This is a genomic window from Terasakiella sediminum, from assembly GCF_033100395.1.
In the GTDB taxonomy this organism is placed as follows: domain Bacteria; phylum Pseudomonadota; class Alphaproteobacteria; order Rhodospirillales; family Terasakiellaceae; genus Terasakiella.
In genome coordinates this window covers 1-19,736 of the sequence record NZ_JAWLVJ010000022.1, presented here as the reverse complement: position 1 = coordinate 19,736, position 19,736 = coordinate 1, and the positions used below count along the sequence as shown (strand labels likewise).

Sequence of the window (19,736 nt, the reverse complement as noted above, 5' to 3'; positions counted from 1 at the left end):
AATTGGCTCGAAATTTTCGTTTCGTCAATATTTATTTTCGTTTAATTTCGAATATCGCAAATGCGAAAACGAATTGCTGCAATGCGAAAATCTGCATTTTCGTTTTCTCACCCTCCGTAAGTGATTGTTTTAAATAAAACATTATATAGTTATGATTAAAACCTTCACTTTCGTTCGATTATTTCGCATTGCTGTACTTGTATATAATTTTCGTTCCCGCTAAACTAGGTTCATACATTTCGAAAGGCGAAAACATGACACTTTCCTTTAGGCAACAGCAGATTCTCGAACTCGCGCAACAAAATGGCCGCGTCACGGTGGATGAATTGGTAGAACGGTTTGACGTTACCCCGCAGACCATCCGCAAGGATCTGAATGAAATGTGTGACAGCAAGCATTTTAACCGCGTGCATGGCGGCGCGATGATTGCGTCAGGTGTTGCAAATGTTGGCTATGATCAACGCCGCACCATTGCAGAAGCTGAAAAGCAAGGCATCGGCGAACTATGCGCCAAACTGATTCCCAATAATTCATCCCTCTTTATTAATATCGGAACGACGACAGAAGCGGTGGCTCACTATCTTGTGGACCATAAAGACATGTTGGTCATTACCAACAATCTGAATGTGGCAAACACACTGATCACCAACCAGTCTTGCGAAGTGATTATCGCAGGTGGCGTGCTACGCCCAGCCGATGGCGGGATCATTGGCGAAGCCACCGTTGACTTTATCAAACAGTTTAAAGTGGACTATGCGGTAATCGGCGCGTCCGCCATTGACGAAGACGGTGCCTTACTTGATTATGATTATCGCGAAGTACGTGTCGCCCAGGCCATTATCGAAAATGCACGAGAAACCATTTTGGTGGCCGATAAAATCAAATTCGAACGGTCCGCCCCTGTGAGAATCGCCCATTTGTCGCAGATTTCCACCTTTGTGACCGATGCGCAAGTGTCCGATAAGCTAGGAAAAATCTGTCTTGCCAATGATGTGAAGGTTCACTCTCTACCCAAAATTGGAGAATAATTCGCCCTTCTCAATCAGGCATATCTTCTTCACATATATATACTTTCCCCTTTCGTCTCCTTTTTCACTTACTACCAAAAGCGAAACTAAACGAAAATAAATGTCGTAAATTCGAATATTATTTGTTATATTCCGAATACGCATTGCTATTCGTACGCATATAACAAAACGGATCAGCCCTCTTAATAACAACAATGAAAAGAGACTGTGCAGGCAATGCGCTTAACACAGGAGAGGACCTATGCGACAAACACGTAAAATCAAATTCGGCATTCAATCCAGACTGTTTCTGGCGATTGGCATTATTCTGGGCCTGATGGTGATGACATCTACCGTGGCGTGGAATTCATTTTCCAAGGTGGATCATGCGGTGGATGACTTAAGCACATCCAGCATCCCGACCATTGTAGATACACTGAAACTAGCCAACACCTCTATTCAGGCAGCATCCCTTGCCCCGCTTCTTTCTTCTGCGGGCAGTAAAGAAGAGCTGGAAAATGTCCACAAACGGTTTGTCTGGTCCGGCTCCCTCGTTACTCAAAAGCTTGATGTGCTACAAAGCCGCCTGTCTGATACAGAAAAACTCGGCGCGGTGACAGAGGCGCATAAGTCCCTATTGCAGCAGGAAATTAACCTGAAAGACATCACCGCGTCCCAGATTGAGTTACAAAACACCTTTAACAACCTGATCATGGACCTTGTGTTTGCCTATAGTGATCTGGATGAATATGTAACTCCTGTGCTGGAAGTGATCAATGTTGATGTATCGCGCGGGATTAAGTCACTGTCTGAAACAACTGATTTTGAAAAATCTGAAAAACTGAGCAGGGATCTGGCAACTGCGACTGCCTTGGGTGAGATCAAAGCCAATTCAAACCTGGCCTTCGGCATGTTAATCGCGGCTATTTCGGTGCCGCCCGGTGATGCGATGGATGAAATTCAGTCCAAGTACCAATGGGCCGAAATTCGCCTGACCAAAGCCATTGAAAGCATTGCAGGCACCCCTGATGGCGACAAGATCGGCCCGCTTGTGAAAGAGCTGATCTCTTTCGGCATTGGCAAGAACAGCGTGTTCGCCTTGCGTGAGACGGAATGGGAAAATCAGGCAAAACAAGCGGAAATCCAGAAAAACACCAAAGCCCTTTCTGAAAAAATGAATGCGGTGACCACATCGCTGGTCACCCATCAGGAAACCGCCTCCCAACAAGCCGCTGAATCTACAAGTGGCACTATTGCGTCGGCCAAAAACATTCTGATCACCATGGCCGCGATTGCGATTGTAGCCTCTATGATCATCGTTTTTGTCTATATCCGTCGCAATCTGACGGCGCGTCTTCTGTCCGCCATCAATTCCATGAAAGAAATTGCCGATGGTAATTTCGAAGCCGAAGTCAAAGTCAGTGGCCGTGATGAGATTACCCAGATGTCAGAAATGCTGACCATCTTCTGTAATACAGGTCAGGAAGCCAAACAGGCCAATGACCGGGTCATGGAAGAACGTGAACGCGCACAGGCAGATCGTCAAACACAGATGAACAATCTCGCCAATGAATTTGAAAGTTCCGTTGCCAAAAGCCTGTCTGAATCAAAAGATGCTGCGGTCACCATCCATGCTTCTTCTGACACCATCGCGCGCAAGGCCGAAGATAATTCCATCAAGGCCACCAACATTGCCAGCGCAACGGAAGAAACGACGGTAAGTATTGAAAATGTCTCCACCGCGTCCAAAGCGCTGGAAGAAAAAATCTTTGAAGTGGGTAATCAGGCCTCTGACTCGTTAGCCAGCGCGCAATCTGCCGTGACGGAATCGGAAACCGCCTGCCAGTTGATTGAAGGTCTTGCATATTCCGCGCGTGAAATTGGCAACATTGTCTCTTTGATCACGGATATTGCCGAACAAACCAATCTTCTGGCCCTTAACGCAACCATTGAAGCCGCCCGTGCCGGTGATGCGGGCAAAGGCTTTGCGGTTGTGGCAAGCGAAGTCAAAACACTGGCTGATCAAACCGCAAGTGCGACCGATGAAATCGACACCCGCATCCGTGCCATCCAGAAAAGCACCGGATCAGCCGTTGATGCGATCTCAACGATTAGCGAGCGGATTTCCACCATCCATAGTTCGGCTGAACATATGTCCACAGCCATTAACAGCCAGCAGGAATTCGTCACCGAGATTGCAGAAAACGTCAATCAGGTTGCCATTGCCATGCGTGATGTAAATACCAACATCTCCATGGTCTCCCAGGCCGCGCGGGAAAATACCGAAGATATGGGCAAGATTGTCACCTCTGCCGGATTGCTGATGGACCTGTCACAGACCATCCAGTCTTCCGCAGACGGTTTTGTTGCAGGGATCAAAGCCTGATTTTAAGAATGTTCAAGCGCATCACTCAGCATATGCTGGGTGATGTCGAGCATTCGATTGGCAAAGCCCCATTCATTGTCAAACCAGCACAGCATCTTCACCGTCTTGCCACAACTGACCTGCGTTTGGGTCCCATCTACAATGACGGAATGGGGATCATGGTTAAAGTCGATGGACGCATGCATTTCTTCGGTAAATCCAACAATACCAGGGAAGGTGCCCAAAGCTTCTTCTTTCATCACCTGATTAACCTCTTCCACCGTTACATCTGTTTTCAGATTAATGGACAGATCAAGGGCAGAAACATTAATGGTCGGCACGCGAAGATGCAAACAGGAAAACTTGTCTTTCAAATGCGGATAAAACCGTTCAATCCCTTTACCCAGCGAGGTACCGATCGGAATGATCGATTGCGCGCCACTGCGGCTAAGGCGCATATTCTGCGGGTTTGAACCATCCACCATTTTCTGATCATTCATGGCGGAATGAATGGTGGTGGACACCCCGTTTTCAATGCCCCATTTGCGTTCCATAATGTCAAGGATCGGGATCAGGCAGTTAGAGGTACAGGAAGCAGCAGAAACGATAATGTCATCCGATTTCAGACTATCCTGATTAAGCCCATAAATAATGGTCGCATCCACATCGGCAGATGCGGGCTGAGACAACAGAATTTTCTGCGGCCCCGTATCCAGGAATTTCTTGGCTGTCGCGGTATCGGTAAAGCTGCCACTACATTCCAGCAGTACATCGATATAAAGCCCGGACCAGATCAAATCTTTGGGGTCGGCATGGTTGGAAACAACGATCCGGTCGCCATCAATCACCAGACAGTCGCCATCAACCTCCACCTCCTTGGGGAAGCGGCCATGGGTGGTGTCATAGCGGGTCTGATAGGCAACCGCGTCAATATCATCCAGACTGTTAATCGCCACGACTTTAAAGTCATAAGCGCTCGCATCTTCATAGATGGCGCGTAAAACAGACTGACCGATCCGGCCATAACCATTAATGGCGACTTTTTTCATTTTCTTTATTCCGAATTCGTGGCGCGACATAACTGCCTATTACTTATCCCACTTGTTTTGTAGGGGCAACTCTATTCACCATTACGACAATACACATTATCATCATAAAATATTCCAGTGTCACACTGATCCTTTGTTTCAGTTTCCTAGCGACGGAATATTTCCTCTTTGCAAAAGCAAGTCCGAAAAATTGCCCTGGTCCGATCATAGCTGCAGAAACACAGCTTATATCACTCACACAAACACAATGATCGTAAAATAGTTCGAGGAAACTTTTTAATATGTCACAAAAATGGCTCTTCGCTTTCCATTCCCTTATTCTCTTATTTGCATTTCGATTCCTGATGCCTTTCTTTAGCGGTAATGACAACGACCCTGTTGGCATATCTTCACTTATCCTCACGATTTGCATTCCTGTTATTACCCTAGGCTCAATCACCCTCTTTGGCCTCTATAAAGAACTAAAATGGGCCATCCTATTGGCACAAGTACTTTTCACCATTTATTGCCCTACAATCTTAATGCTTATCTTAGCTATTTTTGGCTAATCGTTCTTCTTTCGTTATAGGACAATTTGACCATCATCAATGCCAATTCAGGGATAACACCATACATCATATAAGATAGCTTTATTCATGGATTTAAAATGACGCGTCTTAAGTTTATCTTCCTGTTTTTAATCACTGTTTGCCTCAGCATCCCCGCTTTTGCAATTGAAGACGATGAAGCCCTGGAACGGTTGGAAAATGCACAGGATATTAACGAATTGTGCGCAGGTTGCCATGGAATGCATGGTCAGGGCGGCGGCAAAGGAATTTACCCCCGTCTTGCAGGCCTGTCCGCCGATTATATGGCAAAACAAATCGAGGATTTTAAAACTCGCAAACGCATTAATCTCCCGATGCTACCTTATGCCAATGACCGGGAACTATCGCCTGAAGATGTGCGCGATATCACCGAATATCTGGCAAACATCCACCTGTCCAACCAACTGCCTAAAACAGACGGCGAAATTGATGGGCTGGAACGTCTTAAACAGGCTGAAAAAGTTGTGCAGATCGGGCGATACAAAGGCAATGTGAACCATGGGTCCAGTCTCTACATGCAATATTGCCGCTTCTGCCATCAGCGCGATGGTCTGGGAACAAACCGTGTGCCGCCCTTGCGCGGCCAGCATATTCCTTACCTGAAAAAGCAACTGGAAGATTTCCGCGCGCAAAAGCGCGAACATGATAACTGGAAAAACTACCTCGGCACCATTGAAGACGAAGACATTCGCGACATTCTGGCTTTTTTGTCCATTATGGACGATTAACAAACTACCCAAAGGAAATCAGATGAAAATCATACATGCTCTCTTTGCAACGATCCTGATGACAGGTCTGTCCTTTGACGCCTTTGCCCAGGCCGACAGAATTGGCGGTCGCTGGATTATGCAAAACCATTTCAGTGAGGTTGTAACCGACCAGCATTTCAAAGGTAAATTCCGTCTGATTTTCTTTGGCTACACCTTCTGCCCGGATGTCTGCCCGACGTCGCTTTCCAATGTGGCAGAAGCCATGGACCTGTTGGAAGACATGGATGAAGAATTTCAGCCACTGTTTGTATCGGTTGACCCAAAACGCGACACGCCCCAGGTCTTGCGTGAATATGTATCCAACTTCCACCCCAAACTGATCGGCCTGACCGGAACGAAAGCTGCGATTGACCGTATTACAGATCGTTTCAAAGTGTCTTATTCCGTGGTGAAGGATGACAAGAACGATGAAGAATATTACCTGATCGATCATAGCGCCGGGCTCTATTTCATGAGTGAAACGGGCATCTTCATCCGCAAATTCGCCCATGGTATTTCCGGCGAAGAAATCGCAAACCGCATTAAAGATATCCTGAAGAACGGACAATGAGCGTCAAACCTTCCGTTCAGTTTCAGCAAGAAAGCAGTGATCAACAGACGCATCAGAAAGAGGTGCGCAGCATGTTTGATGTTGTCGCCCCCAAATATGATCTGATGAATGATGTCATGAGCATGGGCATCCATCGCCTGTGGAAAGCAAAATGCGTCAAACTACTAGATCCCTGTTACGGCGAAACCATTGTGGATCTGGCGGGTGGTACGGGTGATTTAGCCGCCCAGTTTATCAAACGCGGGGCAAAGGCCATTGTGTGTGACCCGTGTCTCGGCATGATGAACGCCACATCCGTCAAAAAATCGGATCAAATCGACTGGGTGGCAGCCTATGGGGAAACCCTGCCCTTTGCCGATAACAGTCTGGACGGTCTCAGCATCGCCTTTGGTTTACGCAATATGTCCAACCCTGAACAGGGGTTACGCGAAATTTACCGCACCCTGAAACCGGGTGGGCGTTTTCTCTGTCTTGAATTTTCCCATGCAGCGCCCTGGTTAAAGCCCATCTATGATGCTTATAGCATCCATATCATCCCGCAATTAGGGGCGCTGATCGCAGGGGAAAAACAGGCTTACAAATATCTGATTGAATCTATTCGCGAATTCCCTGATCAGATAACATTGGCGGGGATGATGCATGACTGTGGCTTCCAGAAGGTTCAGTTTCAGAACCTGTCTTTTGGCATTGCCGCCATTCACACAGGGATAAAATAATTTGACTTGGCGTGCCTGTTTATTTTGACCATTATCAATGACTTATATATGAATAATCAGCACTCTGAAAACCAAGATCAAAAGCAGGAATACGAAAACCATGGCACAGCAGCTTCTCCCCCTTGGCCTGGCATTTATCATGTTTGCCGTTGGTATCGGTTTGCGCTTTGAAAACTTCAAGGAAGTTGCCCTGCATCCCCAGGCCTTTTTTGTGGGGCTGGCCAATCAGGTTTTGGTTCTGCCGCTGATCGGCCTATTGGTCGTTTCTTTCTATAACGGCCCTGTTGAATTTGCCCTTGGCATCATGATCCTTGCGGCGTGCCCCGGTGGGATTACATCCAACCTGATCGCGGTTCTGGCAAGTGGCAATGCGGCGCTTTCTGTTTCTATGACAGCCGTAACAAGCCTTGCGTCCATCTTCACCGTACCTGCGGTTCTTTATGGCGCACATCTGTTTTTGATGGGGGATGGCCACGCTATCCAGATGCCTGTGGGACGTGTAATGGCTGGAATTTTCCTGATTACAGGCGTGCCTGTACTGTTGGGGATGTTCCTGAACCTGAAACTGCCCAGCCTGTGCAAATCCGTCATGCCCTACGTCAGAAGCACCGCAACCCTGATTTTTGCCCTGATCGTTGCCGGTGCCTTTATCAGTAATATGGACAATATCACCACGCATTTCTTTGACGTCGGGCTGTTTCTGGTGCTGCTGAATATCGCAACCATTGGCTTGGGCTTTCTGATTGCGCGCAAATTAAACTGCAACCGGGCGGACAGCATCACCATCTGCCTGGAATGTGGCCTGCAGAATGTGGCGCTTGCCATCTTCATCGCTATTAATATCCTGAATGACGCCAATCTGATGATCCCGGCGATCATCTATGCACTGGTGATGAATGTCAGTGCCGCTGTCATCATCTTTCTGGTACGCGCAACCACACCTAAAGCCCTTCCCCATCCAAGCAAATGATCAAAACCAGACGGATCATTGACGCGCCTTATCCATCAAACTTTCTGTTTGATATCGCACAGGATGTGGAGAATTACCCTTACTTTCTGCCCCATTGCATCGGCGCACGTATTCGTGAAAAAGGTAAGGATCTTTGGCGGGTGGAAAATGTCTATCGCTGGGGGCCTGCCAGTTACAAGTTCATTACTCATGCGGATGTAAGACCACACAGTACCATCCACATCACCTCTGCACCGTCAGAGCCGATCCAGCTGGAGGTAAAGTGGTCATTTGAAGAGATCACTGAAAGCCAGACCCAAATCACCTTTGAAATGGGCTTTGCCACCCGTCTGCCCTTACTTGAAAAACTGGTTGGCGGCATGCTGGATCAGATCGCAGAAGAAACAGAGCACGCCTTTTTAAAACGTGCTCAGTCCCTATCTTGATTAAGGCAAATCTCCGCGTCTAAAGACAGTAAAGCCGATCAAAGCCATGACACCGCCCAGAATGACCGGATAGGCAACCGACCAGGCCATATAGCCCACATGCCCAAAGCTATCCAAAATCACATAAGCTGACGGGCCAAGCAAGATCAGTTCAGGGTCAAATAGCATCATGGAGGCTGTTCTAAAGGTCTGCAACGGATTGGCAAGTGCAATGGCCACAACGGCTTCAGTAGGTGCATGTGCTTTAATGATAGACCCTAAAAGGATCAAATCAAGAAACAACAGCATCACCAGCCAGGTGAGAAACGCCACGGCTTGCGATACATCGGTCGAACGCGCCACGCTGGAGGTCATAAAGCCGATCCCTAAAAAACAAGCGGCAACCGAGATCAACAGGAAGGTGTAATAACCAAAATGGAACCACGGGATATCCCATCCCATGATCAGCCCCCAGATGACCGTGCCGGACATAGCGCCAAAAACGGGCAGGAACACAACGATAAACCGTCCCAGGAATTTACCCCAGTACCAGCCACCCAGCGAGACAGGCAAAGCAAGCAGATATTCAAATACCCCTGCTTCGCGATCACCAGCCAATGATCGTACCGTTGAAAGCAAGACAAAGATCGGCAGGATCGCCATGGTAATCTGGATAAAGGTCACCAAGAGGCGCGACAGACCCGTCACCCCCATAACGCGGGATTCCGTCACCCCAAAGGCCAGAAGGCCAACGACCAGTCCGCCAAAAATCAGGGCGTAGAGAAAAAACCATTTTGCGCGCAAAGATTCCGAGATATCGAGCTTTGCAGTCATCCACATGCCGGTCATCAGTTTATTCCAATCTTGTTTTTAACCTCGGCCTCGGCATGTTCTTCAAGGTCAAGCGGATCACAATTGATCATCACTTTTTCCTTCAACACACGTTCAACCATGGTTCTGAAATCGACGCTGTTTTCTTTCTTTTCTTTAAAAGCGGCATAGCCATATGCCATCGGCGACATATAACCTTCCACATAATGGGCGTTGCGGGCGGGTAACCAGTCTGTGCCGCTTTCATAATCCATCACCCAAATTTCGGTTTCCGGCTTGGCTGCCCAGGGCTGTTTATTCAACCAGGTGACCGCATCGCCAATATCGTCAAAATTCATGTGATGCATCAAAGGCCCGCCACGGACCTGGCTGACGAATTTCACATCACTGATCACCATGCGGCAACGTTCACACATATCTCGCCCGATATGGACCTTGCCGGGCCCGGTCTTATCATCACCGCAACCTGCAAGCAAAAGGGGAAGGAGTACAAAAAGCTTAAGCCACCTGGACATGCTCTTTCCTTCCATTCTCATCCATATGCACCGCCTTGATCAGCCCGGCATAACGCGACAAGGTACCAAGAAAACGCAGACGGTCCGGTCCGGCAACTTCGCCTGTCCAGTGAAGATTATCTTCTGAGGTAAAGTTCCATTCTCCAATAGTGCGCGCAAAGGCATCCACATGCTTGGAAACCGTGATTTCACATTTCAAACGCCCGGATGTGCCAATGGCATCTTCCACATGGTCATCCAGAACGATGCGCCCGCGATCCATTTCCACAACCCGGTTTACCAGCGCAGCGACCTCTTCCAGACGGTGGGATGAAATGATCATGGATTTATCGGACCGTTCCGCCAACAAATCAAACAGGACCTGACGTGCGGCCGGGTCCAGGTTAGCGGTTGGTTCGTCAAACACCATCAAATCGCACGGCCGACCCAAAGCCATGGCAATCAGCAGTTTCTGTTTCTGGCCACCGGACAGTTTGATAAAGGGCTTGCTGGCGACTTCATCAATCACAAGCCCCATACGCTGCGCAATCTCATTGATCTGCACCATATCGGTATGGCAGACACCCGCCACATATTTCACCAGATCATTGACCGGAATGCGCAAAGGTGGTGGAATTTGCGGCACAAAACCGATACGACCCAAAACATCCTGACGGTGCAGACGTGGATTAATGCCATCAAACAAGACTTCGCCGTCATGGGTATATTCCCCCAGCAGGCAGCGGATGATGGTCGTTTTACCCGCGCCATTTGATCCGACCAAGGCAATGCGATCCCCCAGATCGATGGACAGGGACAGGTCATCCAATGTGCGCTGTTTTTTGAACAGCTTGGTGACACCTTTTATTTCAATAAAACTATCAGCCATATCAAAGCATTCCATCTAACCCCTTAACCTTGAAGCTCAGGGCTTGGGTTGGGCATTTATCAACGCACATGCCGCAACGAGTACAGTCGGCCCCCACTTCGATCTTGGTATCATCAGCATAGCCCATTTTGGTGATATCCAAAACATGGGGCACCAGACAAACCTTGCGACATTCCCCTTCATGCAGGCAGTTTTCCAACTCGTAACTGATATGCACAGGTGAAACAGTGCCCACAAAGCCATACGTCAACCCGATTGGACACACATAACGACACCAGAAACGGCGGGAATAAAACACCTCAATCAAAAACAGGATACCGACCCAGACAAGGGCGAAGGTCGCGCCGTAGGTAAAGGCCCGGCTTAGGATACCAACGGGTGAAATGGTTTCAAACACCGTATAGCCCGTTACAAAGGCCAACAGGGCAAACATTACATACAGGGCGGAACGCAGACGGCGATCCAGCGGATGATCTTTTACCAACCCTTTTTCCACCAGTTTCAGATGAAGCATTTCTGCCAGTTCGGACACCAGATGATAGGGACATACCCAGGAACAGAATGTGCGTCCGCCCAACAGCCACCACAGCAAAAAAACCGTCACCGTCCCGATGACAAGGTTAATCACCATATGTTTGTAAGCCAGCGTCACCTGTAAGGCAGAGTTCAAATCCGCCATATGGAAACCAACAAAACGAGAGGCTGTTAGCGCCCCTTCCACCATCTGAATGTCAAACTGGAAGGACAGCACAAACAGCAGGTTAATCACAACGATGGAGATCCAGCGGCGCACCTTCCATTTGTTGGATGAATGACCTGATGCAATTTCTTCCTTAATGGCTTCGCGGCGGATTTTCACCTGTTCAGCCGTTTTCTTATAAGCATGAAGTTCTTTTGCACCTTCTGTCCAGGTGTCTTTGGCTGGACGTTCGGGCTTTTTACCCAGCATGAGCTGAAGGGAACTTACAAACCGTTTCATGCTGCACCTGCCTTGGCCTGTGCATCCACATCCATTTCAATACAAGTGGGTTCAACCGGACACATCATTTCACACATCCCACAGCCCACGCAGGCTTCCTTAATCACCGGGGTCATCCCTTTGCCATCGCCCATGGGGACAAGTTCAATCGCGCCCTTGATCGGACATTCGCGCACACAGAGATCGCAAATTTCCAGATCATATTCATGATCTGCCACCTTGATCGGGTTCCAGCGATCAACCTCCAGATAACGGTGCAGTCCCTCAAAATCTTCACCGCGCGCCTTACCTTTAAAACCAAGACCTTTGCGCGCCAAACAGTTTTCCGGCTTGGTCAGTTTGGCAAGGGCCATGGTGACCTGTTCTTTCTTATCGATATCGTGGCTTAACGCCCCTGTAGGACAGGCCAGCACACATTGAACGGCATCACAGGAAAAGTCACAGGCCTGCGCCCTGGCATCCAGATAAGGTGCACCAATACCAAAACCGTCATCCACATCAGCCAGCACCAACGCTTCCACTGGGCAGACCTGCACGCACTGCCCGCATTTGATGCAGGAAGCGAGATATTCTTTTTCATCAATTGCCCCAGGTGGACGCAGGCGTGGTGTGGCCTGTGCCGCAATTGGCAACCAGCCTGCCATAGCAAGCCCAGTCACCCCGACACCTGCCACAGTCGCGCGCAAAAATTCTCGTCTGGCACGTTTACTTGCCGGGCTGTTTGGGTTTCTTTTTTGTTTTTTTTGGCTCATTACTTTGCAGTTCCAACGTTTGGATTGCTCAGACCGAAGGGGTCATAACGCGATGTCCCGGCATCTTCGTCGGCAATCTGACCCGTTTTCCGGGTCGTTTTATGTTCAAATTCTGGACTAAACTGAGGTTTGCTGTCCTTGAGCATGATCAATGGCTCGGTAAAAGGCGCAAGTCGTTCCAAAAAATCCACCAAGGATAACAGCGGTGTACCTAAGAAAAAGGCAGCATCCGGTACATCCATCCAGATGCGATCTGCAAAGACTTTGGGACTATAGGGTTTATCACCGATCCCGTCCTTATCCAGATCGAACCCTTCGTAATCATCCCAGTAATTGCCTTCCCATTCATTTCGCGCGGCACTGGCGAAATTGGCGACGGAAACCTGCCGGATATTGTCGCGAAAGACATTTTCCTTCACCAGACTTCCGGTCCAGTCACTTAAGAAATTGATCCCGACGCGATTAAAGGCAAAGGTGTTGCGATAGACCCGATTTGTCGTCTCCGGCTGATACGGCGATAAGTCACTGTAAAGACCGATGCTGCTGTAGAGAATTTCATTATCCACCACATCAATGTTGGATGATTCTTTCATCCCGATGCCCATGCCAGCTGCCCCTAATGCATGGTAAATCTTGTTGTTGCGGATCACTACATCGTCGCTATACATCAGGAAAATCCCGACCGTATTCTTATGAATATTGTTATCTTCCACCCGGTTATATTTGGCATACATAAAGTGAATGCCGTAGCGACCATTACGAATATCATTGCGCGCAATCACATTATTGGCGCTGTACCAGACCACAAAATCGCGGGAGTTGGAGATTTTATTGTCCGTGATTTCATTTTCAAAACTGTACCACAGACGCACGGCATCCCCGCGCAGCCCAAGGTCACGTTCTTTCGAGGTAAAAGTATTGTTCTTGATGATGTTGTTGTTGGACTGGGACAGGTCGATACCGAACAGACAGTCCAAAACCAGATTGTTTCGCACAACATTATATTTGCCACGCACGTGAATGCCCGCATCTACATCGTTGTGCAAAACACCTGAATTCTGAAAGGTCATGCCCGTGATCGTGGCACCATCCGTTTCAATCAGCATCACTGTGCCTTCACCGCCCGCGTCCACAATCACCTTGCCCTGCCCATCGATTTTGATCGGTTTGGTCAGCTTGATATGTTCGTTGTATACACCGGGCGGCGGCACCAGTGTTTCACCTTCTGCCGTCTGATTGATCAGTTCCTGCAGTGTCAGCGCGGCATGACCTTGCGTGGTGAAAAACACCAACGCAAGGACAGCCAGGCAGAGTTTCAAACATTTAGACATGGTGTGCACATACCCCCATATGAACTCACTCGCCTTCGATAATGTGCTTACGCCTCAAAAGCATTGCGAGCAGCATACAAACCGTTACACCCAACATCAGGAAAAAACCTGTACTTGGATAGGATAGTGTCACAAACTGCGCAACCTTTCCTTGACCAAAGACAGTTGGCATGAAGGGTTTCAGCGTAAAGGCGCCCATATCGTTCAGGCTATGGCCGTACCACCACAGCCAACCCGCATATTCCATCAGGAAGAACACAGGCAGCAGGGCAGGAACACCGGGCAAAACCCAATAGAGCAAGCCACCATTTTTAAGCGTAATCACCACAACAACCGCCATGGCTGCCATGGTTGCCCAGACAACAAACGTCCCGATGGTCGTCATCAGTTCAACAAGCGGGACGATCTCTGCCTGATTGTTAAACCAGCGTCCCAGGCTTTTTTCATAGTGCCAGAACATCACCTGCTGTGTGCTGCCAATCCAGGCTTCACGTTGGGCAACAGGTTTGCGGGATTGATCGGCTTCGAACGAGGCACGCAAGACTTCCATATCGGCTTCTTTACCCGTCTTGCCACTTGACTTGGCTTCTTCCAAAATCTCTTTAAGGGATTTCGGTTTCGCCGCTTCATTACCCTGATGGAGTTTTGCGAGAATATCTTTCAATTCCGTTTGACCGCTACGATCCAGCGTCGCATTGACTTCTTCACGGCTCACCAGGCTGCTTTCACCACTTTCAGCCAGGGACTCTTTCAGCTTTGCCACAATGGGGCTGAGTTCTTCACCTTCTTCCTCATTGCCGTGACCAAGCGAGACCACAAGCGCATTCAGATATCCGGCATTCTGCAGTGCCAGACCGTTTGCGCCATAAAAGGACATATACATCCAGACAGAAATGGCAACAAACCCCACGCTGAGAACAGCCGCACGAACCTTGGCTTTAAAGATCAGGAAACCAACCAGCATCACGCCCAACATGCTGAACAGGAATTGGGAAAGGCCACGTTCAATCACGCCCCCTGCGGCAATTGGATACATCCCTACAAAGTGGTTGATCGCATCCATTTCATGCACACAGTCGAGTGTTTCGACTTCATAGACTTCGGTGCTTTGCAGCGGCTGACAGCCGTTGAAGACGCCATTGATATGGAAATCAATACGCACGCCATCAGGAAAAGCTTCGGGCGGATATTGGGGGGCTTCAAGGGCTACCCACCAGGTCGGCTGAAAATACATCACAGCCACAAGAACCAAGGCAACCAGCGTCAAGCCGCGGGTCACAAGGCCACGTTTCTTTTGAGTTTCATCCGTCATTGGATACAACCCCCTCTTTTAGAACCACTTAAATATGATCCTTTTCGGATTTATACAGGCTTAAAAGAACCCGGCCCTAAGTGAAAACCGGGTTCTTTGATCTGACTTAGTTGAAGTCAGGGTTTTCCCAGCCTGGAGGGCCCAAGCGGTCAGCCGGTGGTGACAGGCGTGACACATAGTTCATCACATGCGCCATATCTTCATCAGAGAAGTTTGCAATCTGTTTCACCATATCCGGGTTCGCGTTACGGCGTTTGCCGTCACGGATCCATTCAAACTGACGCATGATATATTTGTAGTGCTGGCCCTGGATCAGCGGGAAGAATTTCTCAGGAATTCCTTCGCCGCGTGCACCGTGGCAACGCACACAGTTATCGGCATACAGTTTTTCACCTTTTTTAAACTCAGGCGTGCCTTCTTCCCAAGGGCCTTTGCCGTTTTCAGGGTTCATTGGCAGTTTGGAAATATACATGGCAACGTCAGCCAAAGCCTGTGCCCCACCAATTTCACTTTCAAGCGCGAAAGGATACATGGTTGGGTTATCGCGGTTTTTCGCGCGAATGTCAGACAGCTGTTTGATGATCACACCAAAATGCTGACCAGCCAGCTGTGGGAATGTGCCGTCTTCTGTTCCCCAGCCTTCAAGAAGATGACAGGCGGAACATACTTCATATACTTCGATGCCGTTTTCGTGATCAGGTGTCAGGCTCAGTGCTTCTTCCTGTTCGCCACCGCCTTCATTCCAAGCCATGGCTGGGGCAGCAATTAAGCCTGCTGCGAGGCCTGTGAGAAGTGTCTTTTTGATAGACATAAAAATCTCCGTTAAATTCGTTAGTTACTTGGAACGATCGACTTGTGACAAATAGTCGGCGATCAATTTCATTTCTTCCATTGAGAGCTTCTTCACAAATGGAACCATTGTCTTACTTTTGCCGTTTTTGCGGATTTTTTCCTTGATGTCAGTCATCTGCGCCACAATGTACGCACTTTTCTGGCCGGCAACATATGGGTAAGCTTTGTTGGCGGGCTTTTTACCGTCCTTACCGTGGCAGGATTGACATTTTTTCTTTTTGTAAAGCTTTTTGCCTTTTTCCAGGTCTTCCACAGAAATTGGATCTTTCGGCGCTTTTGGTTGAGCCGGAGCCAAACCTGCCAGGTAATCAGCAACATCTTCGATTTCCTGTTTGGAAATTCGCATCTCGCCTTCTGCTGTCACCAGCGCACCACGCATACCTTCAGTCCGGGGCTTGCCGGATCCATCAGGACTGCCAACACGTTTACCGGAAAGAATGTCTTCGATCTGTTTGATCAAATATTTTTTGTTTTGACCTGCGATATTCGGATAATCCAAAATCGCTTTCACGCCCCCTTTGCCGTGACAGGCCATACATGTCTTGCGGCGATAGACCTTGCGGCCCGGGTGTTTTTTCTTCTTGGTCTTTTCAGCTACTGCAACTTCAAATGGTTTAACCGACGCGGCTTGAACAGGTGCAATACCTATTGCCGAAATTACACCAAGTGCAATCAATGCTGAAGTGGTTTTCATGATGAATTTCATAACCGCCTTCCTAATAAATAAAAGAAAAAGGGGGAGGTAGCCCGAAGGCTACCTCCAAAAGGGAGAGGCAAATTTATTGCTTAACCTCAACCGCACCGTTTTGTTCCAGGTAAGATTTGGCACGCAGACCAATGTCCGCTGCTTTCACTTGATATTGGAACCACTGCTGCGCCCAAAGTGTACCGTTGTGGTAATCTTTCTTCGCTGCATATTCTTCAGATTTCTTCTTCGCATCAGCTGCAAAGTTCAACTGGTCAGTCGCGTCAGTTACGAGAGCAACAACAGATGGGAAATCTTTGAAGTTACGGCTTGTGATGTAGGCGACAACACTGTCGATAACTGCTTGTGTATCAACGTTTGTCTTAACCTGTTTCTGGTAGTCAGCTTCAAGGTAAGTCTGACCTTCGTCTACCTTACCAGAAGATGCTGCCATGCCTTTTGGACGAACCAACAGGTAGCCTTGCATCTCAAGGTGAAGTGCTGAACAGAATTCAGTACAGTAGTAAGGATAGATACCTGGCTTATCCGCAACAAAGGTTGCAGAAACCGTTTTACCAGGTTCAGCCGACAGGTTGACGTTAAAGTCAGCAATTGCAAAACCGTGTGTCTGGTCTTGTGCACGTTCAAGGTTGGTCAGGTGGAAGCTTACTGTTTCACCTTCTTCAACTTCAACGATTTCAGGCGTGATGTGTGAACGGATCAGTGTACCATAAACGTGTGTTACACCATTTTCTTTCACAATTTTCTCACGACCAGGACGTGAACGATAAGCAGATTTCTTATCAGAACGGCTGTCCCAGCCAACTTTATAACGGTTGTGAGTTTTCAGCTTGTCAGCAGAAATCGCAACAGCGTAATGCGGCTCACCCAACGGAATTGGCATATCGTACAGCAGTTCCATTTTGTCACCAGAGATATCGATCAGCTGGTGGTTTTGTGGGTGAAGCGGACCTACAGGCTGGAAGCGGTCAATCGCAAGCTTGTTAAGAGATACAAGGTATTTACCTTTTGGCGTTACTGAATCGCCTTCCATAGTCATCAGGTGACCGATGTTGTAGTGGACGGAGATTTTATCCAGAACTTTACCTTCACAGTAGTCCCATTTTGTAACCTGGCTGTCTACGTAGATAGATGTGTAAACGACACATGGCTTGCTGTCATACTGGGTATGAAGCGGGCCAAGGCCAACAGACAGTTGCAGGTGAATGGATTTCTGCAGGTCAAGAATTGGAATACCGTATGGATCTTTCGCTGCGAAGTCCTTGTTTTTGATCAGGTTCATAACCTTTTCAAAGCTGTAAACTGTCGCGTGCGTATCCAGCTTACCGGAAACGATAAAGTACTTACCGTCCGGGCTTACGTCCATACCATGTGGTGATTTTGGCTCTGGAATCAGGTACAGGATACCTTCTTTCACAGCTGTATCAATTGAAAGAACGTCATGACCATTGATCTTGTCTGCTTTACCGGCTGCAACCAGTTCTGCAGCTTTCTTCCAGTTAATCATATGGATGAAGTCAGTATCTTTTTGTGAACAACCCGCTTCAAATGGTGGGCGACCATTTTCGATGCCACCGATGTAACGTTCTGTACAGAAAGAGTTTGTAAAGGACCAACCATCAGATGGGCCTTTACCGAAGTCAGACAAATCCTGGCTGTATGGTGGAAGCTCTACAGAGAAAGATTTAGATGGGTCCAGACGACCGATTTTCTTGTCAAATTTCCAGTAAGTTACAGCACCGCGATATTTGTCGTTAAATTCAGACAGCGGATAATATTTGCCGCCCAGTGGTGCCGCATATTGTGCAGCCTGCAGGACGTAATCCGTGTTTGGTGTCACGAACGGGCCACCATGTTCCGATTTCATGATCGGGTTTACAACGATTTGCTTTGTTTCAAAATCGTGCAGATCAATCACAGCCAGACGCGGGTTGGCTTTATCGTTGATGAACAGGTACTTACCGTTATATTCACCGTTTGTCTCGGACAAAGCTGGGTGGTGGGTATCACCGAATGTGACGTCTTTCCCGTTAATTTTGCCTTGTGCTAAAACAGCTTTGGACTCATCGTCGAAGCCATAGCCCTGCCATGGTTCCGGCGTATAAGCCGCAATGTATTTCAGAATACGCATTGAAGGGATACCGTAGACAATCACTTGCCCACTTTGACCACCTGAACTGAATGCGATGAATTCGTCGCGTCCCCCCGTTGGAACGTATGTTTTTGCAGCGGCCAAAACATCTTTCTGTGTCAAACCACGATCTTTCATGATTTTTTCAAGATTGTCCTGGGCTGCAACCTGAGTAGACGCCAAGCCCATACCAAGGGCTACGGCAAGGCTCAGGGCCTTTCCAAATTTGTGAATCATAGTGCCACCTCGATCCCAACTGTTACATGTGCTTAAAGCACACCCCTCCCATTTACGGATGTAAACGAGTTATGAGATGACAATATTCCTTCACACCTTAGTACCTAATTGATGTTGATCAATTAACCACAAAGTATGCCACTAAAAATGTGTATTTTAGACACCTGCAAACCCAAGACTGCAAAACCTTACAAAGTGTCAATCTGAGAGTTTCGATTGGTTAGGTCAGGTTTGATCCATTCATCTCCGCCCCTCCCAAAAAAAACAATTTTATTGGATCACACTCTAACAGGCTTTTTATTATCGTAATAATAGATCTGGTTTTTAAAAGCCCTGACCCGAAAATGATCGGTTATAATCCTTTCTTCGATATCATTATACAATGCGCCAAAAAACACCCCTCTGGTTTTCATGCTTCTATTTATTTGACTGTCCTGACGCTTGGGGTCAGGAAAGGCCATAGTTGTTTCCATGTGCCAAAACAGATTGCCAAGCCACGTAATTGCCCAAGAGGCGACATTCAATCTATTGTAGGGTGAATATGGGTCCTGTGTTGAATAATCTGGATTTAGAATGTATTTGGCTTCAGGCTTTATCCTTAAAAGTTCGCTCTCAACTTTTTTAATTATTTCAGCAGAACGCTCTCGTGATTTCAGTTTTCCATCCGCGTTTTGCGCCCAAACTTCTTGTGCTAATTCATGACAATCTTCAACTGGACCCGCTGCACTAAAGTGGAGGATACTTTACTCTGTCATGCAGCCTTCATTTCAAACTTCATAGGGCTGATGTTGCCCAAGTATGAAT

18 protein-coding genes are annotated in these 19,736 nt (G+C 47.9%); 7 read left to right on the top strand and 11 right to left on the bottom strand.

All coding sequences use genetic code 11. The annotated features are described in order from the left end of the window. The first annotated feature begins 254 nt into the window (after positions 1-254). Both RYZ26_RS15825 and RYZ26_RS15820 read left to right on the top strand, forming a co-directional pair. A complete protein-coding gene (locus RYZ26_RS15825) occupies positions 255-1,028 on the top strand; it encodes a DeoR/GlpR family DNA-binding transcription regulator (RefSeq protein ID WP_317684212.1) in 774 nt (257 codons plus the stop codon). A gap of 241 nt (positions 1,029-1,269) precedes the next feature. Beyond that, a complete protein-coding gene (locus RYZ26_RS15820) occupies positions 1,270-3,393 on the top strand; it encodes a methyl-accepting chemotaxis protein (protein WP_317684211.1) in 2,124 nt (707 codons plus the stop codon). A 2-nt stretch (positions 3,394-3,395) separates the two neighbouring features. Here the strand turns inward: RYZ26_RS15820 and RYZ26_RS15815 are convergent, their stop codons facing one another. Continuing rightward, the gene (locus RYZ26_RS15815) at positions 3,396-4,421 is read right to left on the bottom strand and encodes a type I glyceraldehyde-3-phosphate dehydrogenase (RefSeq protein WP_317684210.1); all 1,026 of its coding nucleotides are present in this window, start codon (positions 4,419-4,421) and stop codon (positions 3,396-3,398) included. Between the two features lie 646 nt (positions 4,422-5,067). Here RYZ26_RS15815 and RYZ26_RS15810 point away from each other — a divergent pair. From RYZ26_RS15810 to RYZ26_RS15790, 5 genes are all read left to right on the top strand, one after another. After that, entirely contained in the window at positions 5,068-5,736 is a 669-nt protein-coding gene (locus RYZ26_RS15810) for a c-type cytochrome (RefSeq protein ID WP_317684209.1), read from the top strand. Positions 5,737-5,758: 22 nt separating this feature from the next. After that, entirely contained in the window at positions 5,759-6,328 is a 570-nt protein-coding gene (locus RYZ26_RS15805) for an SCO family protein (protein ID WP_317684208.1), read from the top strand. Continuing rightward, on the top strand, positions 6,325-7,044 hold the full coding sequence (gene ubiE, locus RYZ26_RS15800) for a bifunctional demethylmenaquinone methyltransferase/2-methoxy-6-polyprenyl-1,4-benzoquinol methylase UbiE (protein WP_317684207.1): 720 nt from the start codon (positions 6,325-6,327) through the stop codon (positions 7,042-7,044). Before RYZ26_RS15805 ends, ubiE begins: the two co-directional genes overlap by 4 nt. A gap of 100 nt (positions 7,045-7,144) precedes the next feature. After that, on the top strand, positions 7,145-8,014 hold the full coding sequence (locus tag RYZ26_RS15795) for a bile acid:sodium symporter family protein (protein ID WP_317684206.1): 870 nt from the start codon (positions 7,145-7,147) through the stop codon (positions 8,012-8,014). Continuing rightward, positions 8,011-8,439 carry a type II toxin-antitoxin system RatA family toxin gene (locus RYZ26_RS15790; protein ID WP_317684205.1) on the top strand — a complete coding sequence of 143 codons (429 nt, stop codon included), beginning with the start codon at positions 8,011-8,013 and terminating at the stop codon, positions 8,437-8,439. The genes RYZ26_RS15795 and RYZ26_RS15790 overlap by 4 nt, the downstream gene beginning before the upstream one ends. On the opposite strand, the gene RYZ26_RS15785 is transcribed toward RYZ26_RS15790, so the two are convergent. From RYZ26_RS15785 to nosZ, 10 genes are all read right to left on the bottom strand, one after another. Beyond that, positions 8,440-9,252, bottom strand: coding sequence for an ABC transporter permease (locus RYZ26_RS15785; protein ID WP_317684204.1), 813 nt, complete (start codon positions 9,250-9,252; stop codon positions 8,440-8,442). It lies immediately after the preceding gene. A gap of 14 nt (positions 9,253-9,266) precedes the next feature. Then, positions 9,267-9,764, bottom strand: coding sequence for a nitrous oxide reductase accessory protein NosL (locus RYZ26_RS15780; protein ID WP_317684203.1), 498 nt, complete (start codon positions 9,762-9,764; stop codon positions 9,267-9,269). Further along, positions 9,748-10,632, bottom strand: a complete 885-nt coding sequence (locus tag RYZ26_RS15775; protein WP_317684202.1) for an ABC transporter ATP-binding protein — start codon at positions 10,630-10,632, stop codon at positions 9,748-9,750. Before RYZ26_RS15775 ends, RYZ26_RS15780 begins: the two co-directional genes overlap by 17 nt. A gap of 1 nt (position 10,633) precedes the next feature. Further along, positions 10,634-11,611 carry a NapH/MauN family ferredoxin-type protein gene (locus RYZ26_RS15770; protein ID WP_317684201.1) on the bottom strand — a complete coding sequence of 326 codons (978 nt, stop codon included), beginning with the start codon at positions 11,609-11,611 and terminating at the stop codon, positions 10,634-10,636. Continuing rightward, the gene (locus RYZ26_RS15765; protein ID WP_317684200.1) at positions 11,608-12,363 is read right to left on the bottom strand and encodes a 4Fe-4S dicluster domain-containing protein; all 756 of its coding nucleotides are present in this window, start codon (positions 12,361-12,363) and stop codon (positions 11,608-11,610) included. The genes RYZ26_RS15770 and RYZ26_RS15765 overlap by 4 nt, the downstream gene beginning before the upstream one ends. Then, positions 12,363-13,694 carry a nitrous oxide reductase family maturation protein NosD gene (gene nosD / locus RYZ26_RS15760; protein ID WP_317684199.1) on the bottom strand — a complete coding sequence of 444 codons (1,332 nt, stop codon included), beginning with the start codon at positions 13,692-13,694 and terminating at the stop codon, positions 12,363-12,365. Before nosD ends, RYZ26_RS15765 begins: the two co-directional genes overlap by 1 nt. Before the next feature lie 25 nt (positions 13,695-13,719). Continuing rightward, positions 13,720-15,006: a hypothetical protein gene (locus RYZ26_RS15755; RefSeq protein WP_317684198.1), complete on the bottom strand. Its 1,287-nt coding sequence runs from the start codon at positions 15,004-15,006 to the stop codon at positions 13,720-13,722. 106 nt (positions 15,007-15,112) lie between these two features. Next, on the bottom strand, positions 15,113-15,817 hold the full coding sequence (locus RYZ26_RS15750; protein WP_317684197.1) for a c-type cytochrome: 705 nt from the start codon (positions 15,815-15,817) through the stop codon (positions 15,113-15,115). Positions 15,818-15,841: 24 nt separating this feature from the next. After that, on the bottom strand, positions 15,842-16,552 hold the full coding sequence (locus RYZ26_RS15745; protein WP_317684196.1) for a c-type cytochrome: 711 nt from the start codon (positions 16,550-16,552) through the stop codon (positions 15,842-15,844). Positions 16,553-16,637: 85 nt separating this feature from the next. After that, positions 16,638-18,932, bottom strand: a complete 2,295-nt coding sequence (nosZ, locus tag RYZ26_RS15740; RefSeq protein ID WP_317684195.1) for a Sec-dependent nitrous-oxide reductase — start codon at positions 18,930-18,932, stop codon at positions 16,638-16,640. Positions 18,933-19,736 lie beyond the last annotated feature (804 nt).